The organism is Parafilimonas terrae, assembly GCF_900115755.1.
Lineage (GTDB): Bacteria > Bacteroidota > Bacteroidia > Chitinophagales > Chitinophagaceae > Parafilimonas > Parafilimonas terrae.
In genome coordinates this window covers 1-17665 of record NZ_FOXQ01000008.1, presented here as the reverse complement: position 1 = coordinate 17665, position 17665 = coordinate 1, and the positions used below count along the sequence as shown (strand labels likewise).

Annotated in this window: 17 protein-coding genes; 9 read left to right on the top strand and 8 right to left on the bottom strand. The window is 41.2% G+C overall.

What is annotated here, in order from left to right; genetic code table 11:
- Positions 1–228: 228 nt before the first annotated feature.
- Positions 229–2163 carry an acetate--CoA ligase gene (acs, locus tag BM015_RS13385; protein WP_090659250.1) on the top strand — a complete coding sequence of 645 codons (1935 nt, stop codon included), beginning with the start codon at positions 229–231 and terminating at the stop codon, positions 2161–2163.
- A gap of 330 nt (positions 2164–2493) precedes the next feature.
- Here acs and BM015_RS13380 read toward each other — a convergent pair whose 3' ends face one another.
- From BM015_RS13380 to rpmH, 6 genes are all read right to left on the bottom strand, one after another.
- Positions 2494–3864, bottom strand: coding sequence for a di-heme oxidoreductase family protein (locus tag BM015_RS13380; protein ID WP_090659248.1), 1371 nt, complete (start codon positions 3862–3864; stop codon positions 2494–2496).
- Between the two features lie 17 nt (positions 3865–3881).
- The gene (locus BM015_RS13375; protein WP_177191904.1) at positions 3882–4961 is read right to left on the bottom strand and encodes an imelysin family protein; all 1080 of its coding nucleotides are present in this window, start codon (positions 4959–4961) and stop codon (positions 3882–3884) included.
- Between the two features lie 83 nt (positions 4962–5044).
- Positions 5045–5482 (bottom strand): QcrA and Rieske domain-containing protein, encoded by a 438-nt coding sequence (locus BM015_RS13370; protein WP_090659243.1) that lies wholly within the window; start codon positions 5480–5482, stop codon positions 5045–5047.
- Between the two features lie 90 nt (positions 5483–5572).
- Complete coding sequence (locus BM015_RS13365; RefSeq protein WP_143075865.1) at positions 5573–6709, bottom strand: hypothetical protein; 1137 nt, start codon at positions 6707–6709, stop codon at positions 5573–5575.
- Between the two features lie 204 nt (positions 6710–6913).
- Positions 6914–7642, bottom strand: coding sequence for a 6-phosphogluconolactonase (pgl, locus tag BM015_RS13360; protein ID WP_090659240.1), 729 nt, complete (start codon positions 7640–7642; stop codon positions 6914–6916).
- 112 nt (positions 7643–7754) lie between these two features.
- The gene (gene rpmH / locus BM015_RS13355) at positions 7755–7910 is read right to left on the bottom strand and encodes a 50S ribosomal protein L34 (protein ID WP_090659238.1); all 156 of its coding nucleotides are present in this window, start codon (positions 7908–7910) and stop codon (positions 7755–7757) included.
- Between the two features lie 198 nt (positions 7911–8108).
- On the opposite strand from rpmH, the gene recO reads away from it, so the two are divergent.
- The gene (gene recO / locus BM015_RS13350; protein ID WP_090659236.1) at positions 8109–8846 is read left to right on the top strand and encodes a DNA repair protein RecO; all 738 of its coding nucleotides are present in this window, start codon (positions 8109–8111) and stop codon (positions 8844–8846) included.
- Here the strand turns inward: recO and BM015_RS13345 are convergent, their stop codons facing one another.
- Positions 8847–10031, bottom strand: a complete 1185-nt coding sequence (locus BM015_RS13345; protein ID WP_090659234.1) for an amidohydrolase family protein — start codon at positions 10029–10031, stop codon at positions 8847–8849.
- A 116-nt stretch (positions 10032–10147) separates the two neighbouring features.
- Between BM015_RS13345 and prfA the strand changes: the two genes are divergently transcribed.
- On the top strand, positions 10148–11215 hold the full coding sequence (prfA, locus tag BM015_RS13340) for a peptide chain release factor 1 (protein WP_090659751.1): 1068 nt from the start codon (positions 10148–10150) through the stop codon (positions 11213–11215).
- A gap of 79 nt (positions 11216–11294) precedes the next feature.
- Here the strand turns inward: prfA and BM015_RS13335 are convergent, their stop codons facing one another.
- Positions 11295–12542, bottom strand: coding sequence for a metallophosphoesterase (locus BM015_RS13335; RefSeq protein ID WP_090659232.1), 1248 nt, complete (start codon positions 12540–12542; stop codon positions 11295–11297).
- 137 nt (positions 12543–12679) lie between these two features.
- On the opposite strand from BM015_RS13335, the gene BM015_RS13330 reads away from it, so the two are divergent.
- From BM015_RS13330 to BM015_RS13305, 6 genes are all read left to right on the top strand, one after another.
- A complete protein-coding gene (locus BM015_RS13330; protein WP_090659230.1) occupies positions 12680–13360 on the top strand; it encodes a metal-dependent hydrolase in 681 nt (226 codons plus the stop codon).
- Between the two features lie 196 nt (positions 13361–13556).
- A complete protein-coding gene (locus tag BM015_RS13325; RefSeq protein WP_090659227.1) occupies positions 13557–14039 on the top strand; it encodes a DUF6169 family protein in 483 nt (160 codons plus the stop codon).
- Positions 14040–14042: 3 nt separating this feature from the next.
- Positions 14043–14843 (top strand): ParA family protein, encoded by an 801-nt coding sequence (locus BM015_RS13320; RefSeq protein ID WP_090659225.1) that lies wholly within the window; start codon positions 14043–14045, stop codon positions 14841–14843.
- A gap of 86 nt (positions 14844–14929) precedes the next feature.
- Entirely contained in the window at positions 14930–15850 is a 921-nt protein-coding gene (locus BM015_RS13315) for a ParB/RepB/Spo0J family partition protein (protein WP_090659222.1), read from the top strand.
- A 28-nt stretch (positions 15851–15878) separates the two neighbouring features.
- Positions 15879–16517 (top strand): DUF5683 domain-containing protein, encoded by a 639-nt coding sequence (locus BM015_RS13310; protein WP_143075864.1) that lies wholly within the window; start codon positions 15879–15881, stop codon positions 16515–16517.
- Between the two features lie 213 nt (positions 16518–16730).
- A partial coding sequence (locus BM015_RS13305; RefSeq protein ID WP_143075863.1) for a hypothetical protein occupies positions 16731–17665 on the top strand: 935 nt, incomplete at its 3' end.

Here is a 17665-nt window from a genome sequence, read left to right as displayed (position 1 = left end):
TTGCTGGTCACCAAATAAATCAAGCTGCCTGCAAGGCCATAACAACTATAAATTTTCAACGAGCTTACATTCACGTCTGACGATTGACGATTCACGAACCCTGTCAGCATTCACAAAGATAGCCGCTGTAATAAAGCAGAGGCTTACCACTCCGTTAATAAAAACATTTTATTCTTTGCTATGTAAAGATGTTTAATAAATTTACGCCTCACAATAAATATATAGCTCATGCCATATCCGTTTCAGATCACATCGTTGGAAGAATACCAGTTACGTTACAAGCAAAGTGTTGAAAACCCCGAAAAATTCTGGAGTGAAGTAGCCGAAAGTTTTTTATGGAAAAAGAAATGGGATAAAGTGCTCGAATGGAATTTTACCGAACCTAAAGTGGAATGGTTTAAGGGTGCTAAACTAAACATTACAGAGAATTGCATTGACCGCCATTTGGCAGAAAAGGGCGACCTGCCCGCTATTATATGGGAACCAAATAATCCTGAGGAAAGAACAAGAGTGGTTACGTACAACCGCCTGCATAAACGCGTTTGCCAGGTGGCGCAAATGCTAAAAAACAATGGCGTTAAAAAAGGAGACCGTGTCTGTATTTATATGGGCATGGTACCCGAACTGGCTTATGCTGTTTTGGGTTGTGCAAGAATAGGCGCTATTCATTCTGTAATATTCGGCGGCTTTAGCGCACAAAGTATTGCAGACCGTTTGGAAGATGCAAAGGCCGAATATATTATTACCTGCGATGGCGCTTATCGCGGCGAAAAAGTTATTCCGTTGAAAGATGTGATTGATGATGCATTGGTAGGCAATAAAACCGTAAAAAGGGTAATTGTTTTTACAAGAACGAGAACACCCGTATCTATGATAAAAGGCCGCGATATATGGTGGGAAGATGAAATGCTGTATGCCGAAGAACAGGTGGAAAAAAATGGCGTTGTTAAGTTTGATGCGGAAGAAATGGATGCGGAAGACCCGTTGTTTATTTTATATACATCCGGTTCCACCGGAAAACCCAAAGGCGTGGTGCACAGCTGCGCGGGTTACATGATATTTACCGCATACAGTTTTGTAAATGTATTTCAGTACCAGTTTCCGCAAGTGCATTTTTGCACGGCAGATATTGGCTGGATAACCGGCCACAGCTATATTGTTTACGGCCCGCTGGCTGCCGGTGCAACATCATTAATGTTTGAAGGCATTCCTACCTGGCCCGATGCCGGGAGGTTCTGGAATATTGTTGACAAATACAAAGTAAACATTCTGTACACAGCGCCCACAGCCATACGCAGTTTAATGGGCTTTGGCGAAGCGCCTTTAAAAGATAAAGACCTTTCTTCATTGCAGATTCTGGGCACTGTTGGTGAACCCATTAATGAAGAAGCCTGGCATTGGTATGATGAAAATATCGGCAAGAAAAAATCGCCCATTGTTGATACCTGGTGGCAAACAGAAACAGCGGGCATATTGATCTCGAACCTGGCAGGCGTAACGCCATCAAAGCCAAGCTGGGCAACGCTTCCGCTGCCTGGTGTGCAGCCGCTGCTGGTGGATGAGAGTGGCCAGGAAGTTACAGAGCCTGATGAAGAAGGCTTATATAAAGGCAACTTATGTATTAAGTTTCCATGGCCTTCCATTATACGCACCACCTATGGCGATCATGAACGTTGCCGCACCAATTATTTTGCTACTTATCCTGGCCTGTATTTCACCGGCGACGGTGTTTTAAAAGATAAAGATGGCAACTATCGCATTACTGGCCGTGTGGATGATGTATTGAATGTAAGCGGTCACCGCATTGGCACTGCTGAAGTAGAGAATGCTATTAACATGCACAGCGGCGTTGTTGAAAGCGCGGTTGTAGGATACCCGCACGATATAAAAGGCCAGGGTATTTATGCTTATGTAATTTATACCGGCACCCACGATGCTGAGCTTACCAAACGCGACATTACCATGACTGTTAGCCGCATCATTGGCCCTATTGCCAAGCCTGATAAAATACAGTTTGTAAGCGGGTTGCCTAAAACACGCAGCGGAAAAATTATGCGCCGCATTTTGCGCAAGATAGCCGAAGGTGAAACCAAAAATATAGGCGATACCACTTCATTGCTCGACCCGAATATTGTGGAAGAGATTAAGAACGGGAAGGTGTAGGAGATATTATAAGGTATTTGTGTAAAATTAATATACTGCCTCATCTAAAAGTTATATCATAAAGCAGATTAGGGTACCGGGCACTTTTAAGCGCCACCTGCATTTGGAATTTCATCTAATTCAGGAAAAAAGAAGTGCAATAATTAATAAGTTCAATTGAAAGCATAGAAAGTTTCTATGCTTTTTTCTTGACTTTGACGAAAGAAAATTGTGCCGCAAGTTGACAAAGAAAACGAACAGCCAAAAACTAAACATTCTATGCGTACGAACTACAGCAAATGAAAGCGCCATTGAACGAAGCCTTGCATGCTCTCACCTGGACCTTTTCTCTTACAAACTATTCAAAAACTTAATCAGCTTAGCCCTTTCAGCAGATGACAAATTCATAAACTGTTCTTTAGCTTTTTCGGCTTCACCACCATGCCATAAAATAGCTTCTTCAATGCTGCGGGCACGGCCATCATGCATGTAATAAGGTGTTCCGTTTGTTTTGGGAAAAAGGCCAATTCCCCATAAAGGCATGGTGCGCCATTCGCTACCGCTGGCATCAAAATCAGGGCGGCCATCGGCTAAGCCAGGCCCCATATCATGCAGCAATAAATCAGTATAAGGATGAATGCGCTGGTTGGATAATTGCGATACAGCAAAATCAATCCCCGTTTGCACTGTTGGTATGTGGCATTTGGCGCAACTGATCTGCGCAAACAATTTTGCGCCCTGCACATTACTGCTGTCATTCACATCGCGGCGGGCCGGTACTGCTAAAGTTTTAATATAAAATGTAACAGCATTCAATATACTGTCGGGCAATTCTATTTTGGTTCTTGTTTGTGTGTATTGAGATTGCCCCTTACTGCTTTCGTCGGGGAGTAAATAACTGGTTACGCCCATATCCTGCTGATAGGCAAGGGCAACCTGTCGCTCTATTGTGCTGGTATTGGCTTTTAACCCAAATCGTCCCAACTGCTTTTTATTTACGGCAGTATCAAAAATGTAATTAGGTTTCCCGCTTATGCCGTCGCCATCTTTATCGCTTTCATCAGCAAAAGATAAAATGGTGCTTTCAGGGATATTTTCCAGTAAACCGGCGCCAAAAACGGGCGGCGCTAATCTTGGTGATAAATAATAAACAGCAGGTAAAGGATAATATGGATTTTGCAATGTGTATGTCGGCACGCGTAATGTTACAAAGCTTCCATCTGCATAATTAATTATGCTGTCTTTATAAGTAATATCAATATGTGCCTCAGGCTGCACGCCAAGCAATGCTTTATCCTGCACCTGGAAACCATAACCTGGAGCACTTAACGGCGCTCCATGTTCATCCAGGCCGGGAATGCTTATCCTGAATAACAGCGATGAATTCTGAAAGCCTGCTGTGGGTGTTCCTTTGCCATCATTATGGTGGCAGGAAATACAGGAAACATTATTGAAGATGGGGCCTTTGCCACCGAATACAGTTGAGTCGGCAACGAAGGTCTGTTCAAAGTTTTGATCACCTAATCCATGCACGATAAGGTCTCTTCTGTTTAAGCCGTCAATTTCATGTGTAAAAGCCTGTGATGAAACATCGAATACTGTTGCTGCACCACCGCTTAACCTGTCATCATAACCTGAAGCAGGAAATGTATCTGCCCTGTTGCACATAACAAAGGCAGATACAATACCTGTCATCAGCAGCAAAGTCTTCAAATACTTCATTATAATCTCTGTACTTATTAATTTTTAATGTTTGCCAGCAGGAACGGCTGTAATTCTTCTTCGAGGATGTCCCTTACTTCGCCAATAGCGTCCATTAAACCCTGCAACTGTACCCTTTGTTCAAAAATGGCTAATTCAAAAGGACCATTAACTGTACTGAATGCATTGATGGCGTTATCAAACTTTTGCCTTATCTGGTTATCCAGGTTTTTATTCATGGATGATACAATATTTGTTAAGCCTGTTCCCTGTGCTTTATATTTTCCGAGATATACATTGTAAGCGCCCTGGATATTATTTTTGAAATCCACCATTGAATTTTCAGAATAAGGAGATTCAACTTTATTTGAATCACTTTGGATAAATGGCACAAAAATTTTACCCTCATCTTCATCAGAATGCCCAACTTCATTGCAAATGCCAATCATTCCGTCATTTAGTGCAGTAAAGAATTCATAGTAAGTGGAGAATACTGAACTTCCGTTACCGGCAGAAGTTACTTTATCGGTGTAACCGCTTGTCCAGTCTGTGTGTAATTCATTACAAAGCTCTTCCACATCTGCAGAAAGGCTTATAAGGTATTTAATTTCCCTGTCAGTAAATTCAGCAGCGGTTTTATTGCTTTTTTCGCCCCAAAGCATATATTCAATAGGGTGAAAACCGCGTAAAGAATAATCGAGTTTTTGAATATCTGCAAGTTCAAGCGCATTGCTTTCATCTGCCAATAATGTATTCATTTCTGAATAATCAGTTGGCCATGTATCCATTTTAGGATCATACTCATTGTCTTCAACCGGGCCAAATAAAAAACCTTCTGATGTTTCCCAAATAGCACGCAGGTTTAACCATGCCTGCTTGGAGGCGGCAAGGTTAGCATCGCTCTTATCTGCAACAAAAGCATTTACTGCTGTATTTAAAGTAGTGGCTGAAGCAGCGAGGTCTGCATACGTAGCCAGCGCTACATTTGTTCCGAAATTGCCGGCCACTGCAGCTTCTGTTTCAGCAAGGTTATCAGTTGGTGTTGTATCGTTATCATCTTTACTGCAACCTGCAAAAACCAGCACTGCAAAAGCGATGACCGCTAACTTGTTTTTCATACGCATATTTTTTATTTTTTTATTGCCACACGTAATCCGCCAGTAACCATTTCAGTTGGCATAACGTATTCTCATGGCTCATTTCATGGTTTGAAATTGTTTATGTGAATGTTTAAAGTGTTATTAGAAATCGTTGTATTAAAATGTTGTAATGGCTGCTCTGCCGGGCCTTTTCTCACATTTCCCTGCTTATCAAAATCGCTGCCATGCAAGCTGCAATGATAGCCGTTGTTCGTTGGCGTTAACTGGTTATCCTGGTGTGTGCATTGTAATAATAATGCTGTATAAGAATTATCAGGATTTTTTTGAACTGCCACATCGTAATACCAGCCATTAGGGCGAACGATCTGCAATGCAGTTTTATCAAATAGATTCAATGGTATATTAAGAAAGCCATTTGTAACAGCGGTTTTATATACCGGTGCAACAGGCGAACAACTTTCCAGTTGAAGCCAGGAATAGCCTGCTGCGCCTAACAGGCATATTTTACAGGATGATGATAAAAATTTTCTGCGTTGCATAATGTATGAACCAGGATTTTAAAAGATTATCTGAGTTAAGGATATAAATGTTTTCTTTTCATCTTTAATCAACCCAAATCTTTGTTCTGATTAAAAAGAATACCCTATCCCAACATTTAAGAACTGGTTACTGCGGCTATACGGCAAAGCGTTTGGCGGCGGGTTAATGACCAGCGCCGGGTTTTGAGGCCCTGTATGCTGCAGGCGCACATCAGCCTTTATAACCACATTTGGAATGGGTAAATAACTAAAGCCAGCAATAATTTGCGTTTGCTTTTCTGTGCCATCGTAAATTGCTTTTGGCGGAGCAGGCAGGTTTGAATTGAGATCGAATATTTCGCCGCGAACGAATGTTATAAACTGCGCTGTTTTTTGTTTGTTGTATAACCAGTCATAACCTGCTTCTGCATAAGCTCCATACATGCCGCTGGCAACGTTTTTTGCATAAGCCGTATTCACTTTATCAGCATCGGGATAGGCAACGTAAGCGCCTAAAATTTTCCCACTGAAACCATTTTTTGAATACTGCACATCTGCTTCGCCAAGATAGAGCGGCGTGCCAAAGGCGCCATTATCCAGGTCAAGGCTATCAGCGCCACGTTTGCTTAAGCCAACTGTTCCACCCATATAACCTGAAACCTGGAATTTAAAATCTGAAATATTGTATTGCACAGCAGCCGTTAAACCAAGGTTATTGGCAAAGGCATTGCTGCCAAGGCCACGTCCATCCCTGAAACCCGAACCATGCTGAAAATTTGCGCTGTTCAAACCATTCATTATACCGATGTCATAAGTAAGCGGAATATTATTGAGTGTGCCGTAAAATGCCACGCCAATCTCACGCCATGTGGCAGGAATAATCAATTGCTCAACCAGCGGCCTTTCAACGCCATTAAAATTTACTGGTAAATGGTTTTCATTTAATATACCAATCCTTGGCAGAAACAAGCCTGCCACCAAATAATTTCGCGAATTGAAATTGAATTTCAGGTAGGCCTGCTCCATAGATATGTCGCCGCCAACAGAGCTGTTGCTTTCATCGCTATTACTGCCGGCCACAACGGCATGCTCTAATTCCATTTCTGTAAAAAGGGAAATTTTATCGCTGAAACGATGGCCGACAAACAATACAATTCTTTCTAAAGAAACAGTAGATTGTTGCTGATAAAAATTTCTTTGATAAAATGCATCGCCATAGCCAGAGATAACAGTTTTGTTTTTACCCATTCCATTATTGAGGGAATCTTCATTCGTTAGTACAAGATTTTGCGCACTGGTTCTGAATTGAGCCTTTGATGTTAAGGAAAAAAGTAAAATGAAAATCGCGGAAGCTGCTATACTCAGTCTCATGGGGCGCAAAAGTACTTGCCCCTCTTTGCTGTTGTTTACGAATTTGGAAAACGGCTTTACGAAAATGGGAAACCTGCGGTTTTAGCCATTCATGGCTGCTTCATCTACAAACCAGTTTAATTCGCCGTGCACCGGTTTTATTATTTGAGAAGGATATTTTTCGGGATCGTATGGTTTATGCATTACATTATTTAAAGCCACGGCTTTACCGCTGCCGCTTACAATAAATGCCAAGTATTTTGCAGCATTTGTTATGGGCGCTGTTATGGTTATACGGTACATATCCTGCTGTTCAAGCCACAAATAAGTGCACCATTTATTTTTTTCATTGATAGCATCTGTATGGCCGGGAAATAATGAAAGCGTATGTGCATCATCGCCCATGCCTAATAAAACAACATCAAATGTTGGTTCGTTTGTACCTTTATTAAAATAATGTTGCAACACCTCTTCATATTCAGCAGCCGAAGTTTCGGCACTCATATTTTCTGTTTGCATAAAATGTATATGCGCTTCATTAACCGCCACGTGATTTAATAAAGTTTCACGTATCATTCTTGCATTGCTGCGTTCATCGCTGTAGGGAACAAAACGCTCATCGCCTATAAAAATATTGGCGCGGCTCCAGTCGATTTTATTTTTATAAGCATCACCTGCCAAAAGCGCATAAAGTCTTTTAGCCGTGTTGCCGCCTGTAAAAGCAATTGAAAAGCGTTCTTTGGTTGCCAGCGTTTTGCAAATGCAATCTACCATCCAGTTGGCAAGGTGTTCGCACAAATCATCATAATCTTTACAAACGTGCAGTTCCATTATTTAATAGTTTATGCCGAAGATAAATACAAATGTTTGATGGCCTGATTATATGCAAAATAAAAAAGGCCGGCGCAAAGCCAGCCTTAAACATCAGTATAGTTGTATAAACTTATTTTAATTTCCTTTCATCAGAAACGGTAAGCTTGTGGCGGCCTTTGGTTCTGCGGCTTGCCAAAACTTTACGTCCGTTTGCAGTTTGCATGCGTTTGCGAAAACCGTGTACGCTTTTCCTGCGGCGATTGTGTGGCTGAAACGTTCTTTTCATCAGTAAAAATTTTTATTGTATAAAACAATTATTTTCAATAAAACCAGGTAACAGTCACCATACTGCTCCTTGTGAAAGGACGGCAAAGGTAAAAGAATTTCACCAAAAATTGTTAATTGATTTTGGAAACAAACATGTTAAAAATTCCTTTTGTAAACTTCATTCTTTTTACAAGTAATTGTTTGCTTTGCCGGATGTATGACGCATAAAACCAAAGGTATCGTTATTAAAACCATTAATTATGGTGAAACAAGTATAATAACTGCTGTTTATACGGAGCTTTTTGGCCTGCAGAGTTATATTGTAAAAGGCGTGCGGCAGGCCACAAAAAAATCAGCGGGCAAACAAATGTATTTTCAGCCTTCGGCTATATTGGAAATGGAAGTTTATCACAACGAGTTAAAAAACCTTCAATTCATTAAGGAATATAAATGGGGTTATTTATACGGAAAAGTTTTGTTTGATGTGGTGCGCACTGCGATTGCACAGTTTATGATAGAACTTTTCCAACATGCCGTTAAACAGCCGGAAGCCAATCCTGAATTATTTTATTTGCTGGAAGGCAGCCTGCTGGAAGCCGACAAGGGCGGCAACGCTGCAGTGGCTAATCTTCCGTTATATTTTATGCTGCACCTGGCAACCGAATCAGGTTTTGAGCTGCATGGAAATTTTTCCAGGCAAACGCCTGTGCTTGATTTAAAAGAAGGGGCTTATACGGGTTTGGAACCAATTCACCCCGATTATATTTCCGGCCCGCTGGCTGAAGCGATTTCCCAAATTCAGCGCATACAATTATATAACGAACTTGAAAATATTAAACTGAACAGGCAGTCGCGCCGCCAATTACTGGAAAGTTTACTCGTGTATCTTTCGTATCACCTTACCGGCTTTCAAAAACCAAAAAGCCTGCCTGTGCTACAGGAATTGCTGGATTAATTATAATATCCGTTTGGCTGCAGAAGCTTCAGAAAAATTTTTGTGTTGAATATTATTAATCAAAACAATACCAGGCTTCTTTCCTTTTTCAAAACTCCCTGAATGATTATAAACGCCCAAAGCGGCTGATCCGTTTAATGTTGCCCATTGAAGCAGGCGCTCAGTTTCAAGAAATGGAAAATGCTTTTGCAGTGTTTTCATTTCATCCAACAGGCTAAGGCTATAATTGCTTGAATAGCTGTCTGTACCTAATATAATATTGCAATTATTATCACTAAATAATTTAATATCAGGTAATTTATCTTCTATGTACAAATTGGCATTTGGGCAAAAACACCAGAATAAATCCTGCTTATTTGTTTTGCTTTGTTCAACGGCGAACTCAATATCGCTTTGTGTGGTAAACGTATTATGAATAAGCAGCAGCGATTTTGTCTTGTTTAATAATGGCAGATAAGATTGAAGGCTGCTTTTATTATGCGCCTGGAAAAATTTTGTATTAATATTCAGATGATGATAAAGCCTGAAAAAATCGCCGGCATTTTTACGGTACAATTCATCCTCGGCGCTTGTTTCCTGGTTATGTATAGAGACAATTTTACCGGCTGAAAAATCATTGATCAGCTTAAACATAGCTTCGCTTATTGTATAAGGCGCATGCGGAACGACGTAAGTATTCCGCAATCCGGCAGTAACGAAATCATTATACAACTGCTGCGATTTTTCAAATATTTCCAAAGCTTTCATTTCTGTAAAGCCAATGGTTTCTATAAAGTTAGAATAGTTTATTTTACTTTTTAATTTAATTGGAATAGTATCAATTGTATTACATATATCGCCAACGGCAACAATTCCGTTTTCATACATTTCTGCATCGGCAGCAATAATGGCGTCCGTAATAATTTCTTTTTCAAATCCGCGTTTGCCAACAACCGATATTAAAAAATCAACTAAGCCGGTTCCCGTCCCAATCACATTTTTCATGTGACTCAATTCAAGGTGGCAATGGCAGTTAATAAACCCGGGAGATAGCAAGCCTTCAAATTTTTGTATATCGCCGCCGGCTTCGGTTTCGTTAATAATTGCTTCAATCACGCCAGCTTCATTTGTAACAAGAACCTTGTCTTCACTCAGAATTTCCTTTCCGTCAAAAATAAAATCGGCCTTAAATTTCCTGTAATGCATGTTGTAAAATTAGCGGCTGAAAACATATAACTTTGCACACTTTTTAAAAGTTCACAGGCTAAAAAGATGCTTACAGGTTAAAATGTCGGCAACTTGTGAACGTTGAAACTTATAACATGTTAGACCAGTTAGAAGCAATAAAGGCGAAGTTTGAGCAAACAGGTGTTGCGTTAACCAATCCTGAAATTATAAACAAACAATCTGAATTTCAGAAACTGAGTAAGGAATACAGCCAGTTGGAAAAAATTGTAAAACCTTATGAAGACTATAAAAAAGTGCTGGAAGACTACGAGTTTGCCAAAGACGGATTGAATAGCAACGATGAAGAAATGCGGGAGCTGGCAAAGATGGAATTGCCTGAACTTGAGGAGAAGAAAGAAGCGCTTGAAAAACACCTCACCCAACTTTTAATACCAAAAGATCCGCAGGACGATAAAAATGCTGTGCTTGAAATTCGTGCCGGTACCGGCGGCGATGAGGCCAGTTTGTTTGCCGGCGACCTGCTTGATATGTATTTACGTTATGCTGCAAAAAAAGGCTGGAAGACGGCCATTGTTAGTGAAAGTGAAGGCACAGTGGGCGGCTACAAAGAAATAAATGTTGAAATTATTGGCGAAGACGTTTATGGTACTATGAAATTTGAAAGCGGCGTTCACCGGGTACAGCGTGTGCCCGATACAGAAACACAGGGCCGTGTGCATACTTCTGCTGCAACAGTGGCGGTAATGCCGGAGGCAGAGGAGGTGGATTTTGAATTAAACCCTGCCGATGTAAAAATGGAAACTGCCCGGAGCGGCGGCGCCGGTGGCCAGAACGTAAATAAAGTGGAAACAAAAGTGATGCTTACGCATATTCCCACCGGGACAGTGGTGGTTTGCCAGACAGAGCGAAGCCAGTTGGGCAACCGCGAAAAGGCGATGACAATGTTGCGTACCAAATTATATGAAGAACAGGTGCGTAAACAGGAAGAGGAAATTTCAAGGCACAGGAAAACCCTGGTAAGTACAGGCGACCGCAGCGCCAAGATCCGCACTTATAATTACCCGCAAGGCAGGGTAACAGATCATCGCATTGGCTTAACTTCTTATAATCTTGACGCCGTTATGAATGGCGATATAGACCAGTTTATTGAAGCTTTGCAGGTGGCTGAAAATGCAGAGAAGATGACGAAACAGAATAATTAATTGCTAACCGGGTTCCATTTACTTCAAATTTAATTGCAATTATTTTAATGACTATTTTATAGTCGAAATAACGCGTAACTCACACTAGCTCAATTACTGTTATTTCCGGAAGAATACCAACTCGCCCCGGGTAACCAATAAATCCATAACCACGGTTTACATATAAACATTGCCTGCCGGTTTTATAAAGCCCTGCCCATTCTTTATAGAAATACTGAACAGGGCTCCACTTGAAATATGGATTTTCAACGCCAAACTGCATGCCGTGCGTGTGGCCGGAAAGCATTAAATCAATATCATGATATTTGGGGCGAACCTCTGCATCCCAGTGGCTGGGATCGTGGCTCATTAAAATTTTAAACGGGTATTTTTCCGTTCCGGGATATGCTAAATCCATCCTGCCATATTTTGGAAAACGGCTGGAAGCGCTCCAGTTTTCAATGCCCAGCAAAGCAATTTGTTCGCCATTCTTTTCAAGAACAACATGCTCATTCATCAGCAGGCGCCAGCCAAGTTCACCTTGCAATTGTTTCAGCCTTTCAAGGTTGGCATGTTTGGCTTCGGGAGTTGGCCACTGCACATAATCGCCATAATCATGGTTGCCGAGGGTGCTGTAAACGCCCATCGGCGCCTTTAAGCGGTTAAACACATCCATATAATCCATCATCTCGCTGGCCTTATCGTTCACCAGGTCGCCGGTAAAAAGAATTAAATCAGCATTTTCTTTCACGATCATGTCAACACCGCGGTTTACTGCTTCTTTATTGGTAAAACTGCCGCTGTGAATATCACTCACCTGCAAAATTTTCATGCCTTTAAACGATTGGGGCAGGTTATCAAAAGCCAGTTTTATTCTTCTTACTTTATAATTATACTTGTTTGAAAAACCGGCCATGAGCGTTGTGAACAACCCGCCGCCTAAAACAAAACCCGTCCAGGTTAAAAAAGCTGAACGGGTAATTGTGTTGCCTTCATTGGCAAAATCAACACCTGTTTTTGGAAAAATTTTAGTCATGAGCCAAACAAAGAGCCTGCGTATATCGTCAAGCAGGAAAAAAGTAGAGGCAATAAGCTTGGCGAAGAATAAACCTATAATGATTGCGAAAGCGTAGTTGCGAATCACAGTATGAGTGGAAAGATACCCGGAGTAAGGAAAGAAAATAATGAATGCAATGGCCGCAACGGAAATAAGCCAGTAAACGCAATAAATAATCGCACGGCTTTTTTCACTGTTATTATGTGTAAGAAACCGCAATACCCAAAAAACATAGAGGTCAACCAATAGCAAAATAAGAATGATGATCCACCAGCCACCTGAACTTCGCATATTTAAAATTTTTACAAATTAAAACAGGCTTTATAAGATGTGCATAAAAAACCTGTGTAAGTAAACCTAAAAAATTAATATTGTTGAAGACAGTGATTGTAAAAAATTACATTTGTGCCCCTTTAAACAATACCGTAATGAATTTAACGTATTATGGCCAATCCTGCTTTAGCGTGGAAGTAAACGGTAAGAAATTATTGTTCGATCCGTTTATTACATATAACCCGCTGGCTAAGGATATTGATAAAAAGGAAATAAAGGCTGATTATATCTTTTTATCGCATGGCCATACCGATCATTTTGCTGATGCATTTGAACTTGCGCAGCAAACCGGCGCTGTTTGCGTGGCTGCTGCAGAAGTTGCAGACTGGCTTGGCAATAAAGGCATAGAAAAAGTGCATCCCTTAAATCATGGCGGGCCGGTAAGTTTTGATTTTGGAAAAGTGCGTGCAGTGAATGCTATTCACTCATCCTCATTTCCGGATGGCAGTTATGCGGGCAATCCTTTGGGTTTTGTTTTTACTACTTCCGAAGGTGATTTTTATTATTCGGGAGATACAGCCCTTACAATGGATATGCAATTAATTCCACGTTGGGCAAAACTTAAATTTGCGGTGTTGCCAATAGGCGGAAATTTTACAATGGACGTGACTGATGCCATTGCTGCCTCAGACTTCATTAATTGTAATAATATTGTGGGCGTTCATTATAACACATTTGACCTTATAAAAATAGATAAAGAAAAGGCTGTTGAGGAATTTAAAGCGGCGGGTAAAAATTTACTATTACCGGCAATTGGCGACACGATTGAAGTGTGAATGCAGGTTTACGGTGAATATGGAATGGTTTAAATTTGAATGATGAAAGATAATAGTGTGATTCATATAAAAGTTAACGCAATTAAGGGGTCTGTTTTGGAAACAGGCATAAGCGAATATTTAAAAAATTTGTCTTTACTCAGAAAAAAAAGAAGGGAGTTTTATAAAAAAGGAGTTGAAAAGCAAATAAAAAAAATTGAACGAAGCGGGCTATAAATTTATAAAGACTGCGCCTAACGAGTATGAATTTTATACCGTTTTTGGTGCTGCATATAAGGTTTCCTTTGATGCTGCATCAATGTACTTTAAGACAGAGCATCCCGTAAAAGATTTTATTTTCAGTGCAGATATTCAGCTTCTTTATCCAGGTCTCTATAATCATTATGACTATGTTATTGGCATTACGATAGCTGAGATCTTTTTTCATTTTTTTGAGTCGGATAAAAGAAACATAATATTTTACATTTGCGACCCTTCAGACGGAAAAATGGCCGCCCGGAACCGGAAGTTTGATTTCTTGTTCAGGAATTTTGGAAACAGCAATTTTAAAAAATTAATTGTTGAAATAAATATGAAGGAAATTGCCGTGCAGGCAGATTTTATTTTTGAAAAAAATAATGTTTTTGCTTACGACTTACCAATCATTATTGATGAAGCAAAAGATAATTTAAGTAAATAGTTTATGGCAAGAACAATAGGAGTAGCAAATCAAAAGGGCGGTGTTGGCAAAACAACAACGGCAATAAACCTGGCAGCAAGCCTTTCTGTGCTTGAATTTAAAACCCTGCTGGTGGATGCAGACCCGCAGGCCAACAGTACCACGGGTATTGGTTTCGACCTGCATAACATTACCAAAAGCCTGTACGATTGCATGGTGAATAATACGCCCGCCAGCGAAGTGATCTTAAAAACAGATGTTCCTTTCCTCGATCTTATCCCCTCGCATATTGATTTGGTGGGCGCTGAAATTGAAATGATCAATTACCCCGACAGGGAACTGGTTTTAAAACGCATTCTCGAGCCGGTAAAAGACGAGTATGATTTTATTGTGATCGACTGCTCGCCATCGCTTGGGCTAATAACCGTAAATGCATTGGTGGCTGCCGACAGTGTTGTAATCCCCGTGCAATGCGAGTTCTTTGCATTGGAAGGATTAGGCAAGCTGCTTAATACCATAAAAATTGTGCAGAGCCGTTTAAATACCAGTCTCGAAATAGAAGGTATTTTAATGACGATGTATGATGGAAGGCTGCGCCTCTGCAACCAGGTGGTGAACGAAGTAAGAAGGCATTTTGAAGATATGGTATTTAGCACCATCATTCACCGCAACAGCAAGCTGAGCGAAGCCCCGAGCGTGGGAAAACCGGTTGTGTTGTACGATTCTGATTGCAAGGGCGCTGTAAACTATCTTAACCTTGCCAAAGAAGTGCTTCAGAAAAACGATATGACTAAAATTAAAAACGAAGAAAGAATACTTGAATAGTTTAAAAGTTCACCTGTTCCAATGTTCACAAGCTTAGTGAACCCGTGAACCTGTGAACTTAGTGAACATTTAAACTTTAGTTAAACATGGCAACATCCAAATCAAATAAAGAAACATTAGGAAAGGGCATACGCTCTTTATTAAAGACTATAGATTCAGATCTTAAAACCACCAGCGGCACATTAAAAACCAATGTAGTGGAAGCCGCCACCAATGTGCTTCGCATTCCGGTTGCACAAATTCAGCCTAACCCCAAAAACCCCCGCCGCGATTTTGATGAAACGGCGCTGAACGAACTTGCCTCTTCTTTAAAACAGTTTGATGTTGTTCAGCCTATAACGGTATCAAAACTTGCCGATGGTAAATACCAGTTAATTGCCGGTGAAAGAAGGTTACGCGCCGCAAAAATTGCAGGGTTAAAAGATTTGCCCGCATACATACGCCAAACCAACGACCGCGAACTGCTTGAACTGGCCTTGCTCGAAAACCTGCAGCGCGAAGATTTAAATGCCATTGAAATTGGCCTCAGCTATAAGCGCATGATGGACGAGCTTAATTACACCCAGGAGCAGGTGGCCGAAAGAATGGGAAAGGAAAGAAGCACCGTTACCAATTATATCCGTTTGCTTAAACTTCCGCCGGACATTCAGGTGGCAGTGCGTAACGGCAACCTGAGCATGGGCCATGCAAGGGCTTTGATTAATATAGATACGATTGATAAGCAGCTTTATCTTTTCAACGAAATAAAAAATAAGCAGCTTAGCGTGAGGCAAACCGAAGAACTGGTGCGCAAACTTTACCGCGTGGATGCAAAGCCTGTTAAATCTGCCGGAAAATCAAACCTTAACGATGCTTACAAACGTATAGAAGATAATTTAGCCTCTTATTTCTCAACAAAAGTTACGCTTAAGCACAACTCAAATGGAAAAGGCAACATCGTTATTGAATATTACTCCAGCGATGAGCTTAATAAAATTCTTGAGTTATTGCACGCTCAGGCAGATTAACATGCGTTTATATCGTTGCTTCATATTAATGCTCATTTCTGCTGTTTCTTTTACTGCCGTTGCCCAAAAGCCGGACAGCGCCATTATAGTAAATACCGGGAAAGAAATTTTGCCCGATACAGTAAAGCCCGAAAAAAAAGACAGCACCGGCATTACAGCTAAGGCAGATTCCATTCCCGCAAAAAAGAAGCACGATCCGCATATTGCCACCCGCCGCTCTGCCATTATTCCCGGCTGGGGCCAGGCATATAACCGCGAATACTGGAAAATACCCATTGTATATGGCGCACTGGCTGTGCCGGCAAGTTTATTTGCCTATAATAACAAGTGGTACCAGCGCACAAAAGAAGCATACGGTATATTGGTAAATGGCGGCGACACTTCTAAGATTTATCCTGACCTGAAAAATATAGATGCTTCCTACATACAATCGTTCCGCAACCAGTTTAGGAAAGACAGGGATTATTCCGCTTTATTCTTTTTACTGGTTTGGGGTTTGAACGTGGTGGATGCCACCGTATTTGGCCACTTAAAAGATTTTGATGTAAGCGACGATTTAAGCATGCACGTGCAACCCGATTTTAATATCATTACCAAAACACCGGCCCTATCTGTTGCCCTCAATTTTAAAACAAAGCAGCCTAAAATGCTGCCTTCTGCTTTTTAGGCTTTAAGTATTCACAAATTTCACTTTGCTAAAACCGGTTAAGGGCCCGCTAACACCATCTCAACGCTAAAACATTGGGTTAATTAAAAATTATTTTTTCTTCCGCACATTATTAAAATCTCATTACATTTGGTTTATCAACTAACTATTCGCCAAAACCTAAACATAATAACCGCTAAATACTTAATTCTTCATAAATAAAAACCCAAAAACATGGCCAGACTAATTATCCCCGACGACTTTACCAGTCAGCTTACTTTGCTTAACAACATTATTGCACAAAACACGGCGCTGGGCGCTTCAAGCCCGCTCACCGCATTCTTAGCACAGCAAAATATTGTGCTCACAAACGATGCGGCCACCGGCGCAGCGGCGCAAACACACGATGTGGGCCGTGCTTTGCTTAAAAAACAAAGCGAAAACTACCGCCAGCTCCGCGATCATTATTTCAGTACGCCCTGGACGCACTTAACCGGCGGCGTTCAGTTTCTCAAAACCTTTTATAAAGGCAATACCAAGGAACTTGGCAACTGGGGCATAACCATTACCGACAGCGGAAAGGTGAATTACCCCGCAGCATTCGGCGACCGCACCACCGTATTCATTGCTTTTACCGCAAAGCACAACAGTTACCCCGATGGCGACAGCCCTTTGCAGCCTTTTCTCACGCAGCACAACATAAACCTGGATGCCGACAGCGCATTAGTGGAACAAGCCACCACCAATAACACCAGTTTCACCACGGCAGCCCAGCAAAGCGAGAATGAAACGGAACTTCGCAACCAAATTTGGCTGCCCGTGCTGGAAAACATAAAAACCATTGGCAATTATTTAATGAAACTGTTTAGCAATAACCAAAAATCGCTGGGAAACTGGGGTTTTGTGGTGGACGACAGCAGCCAAAAACCCAAACTGCGCACCACCAGGCTGAAACTGGGGGAACAAATAACCGTAAGCCCGGTTTTATTGGGCAGCACACTTACAAATACGGGCGAAGTTGAAATCCATTTGTATAAAGGAAAGGCAACAACCGGCAATCCGGTAATAATTCACGCTACAGAACAGTTTGGAATACAGAAAGGATTCAGCACCGTTACAGTTGTAAACCCTTCCACCCTGCAGGAAGCAAGGTTCACGGCAATGGTGAG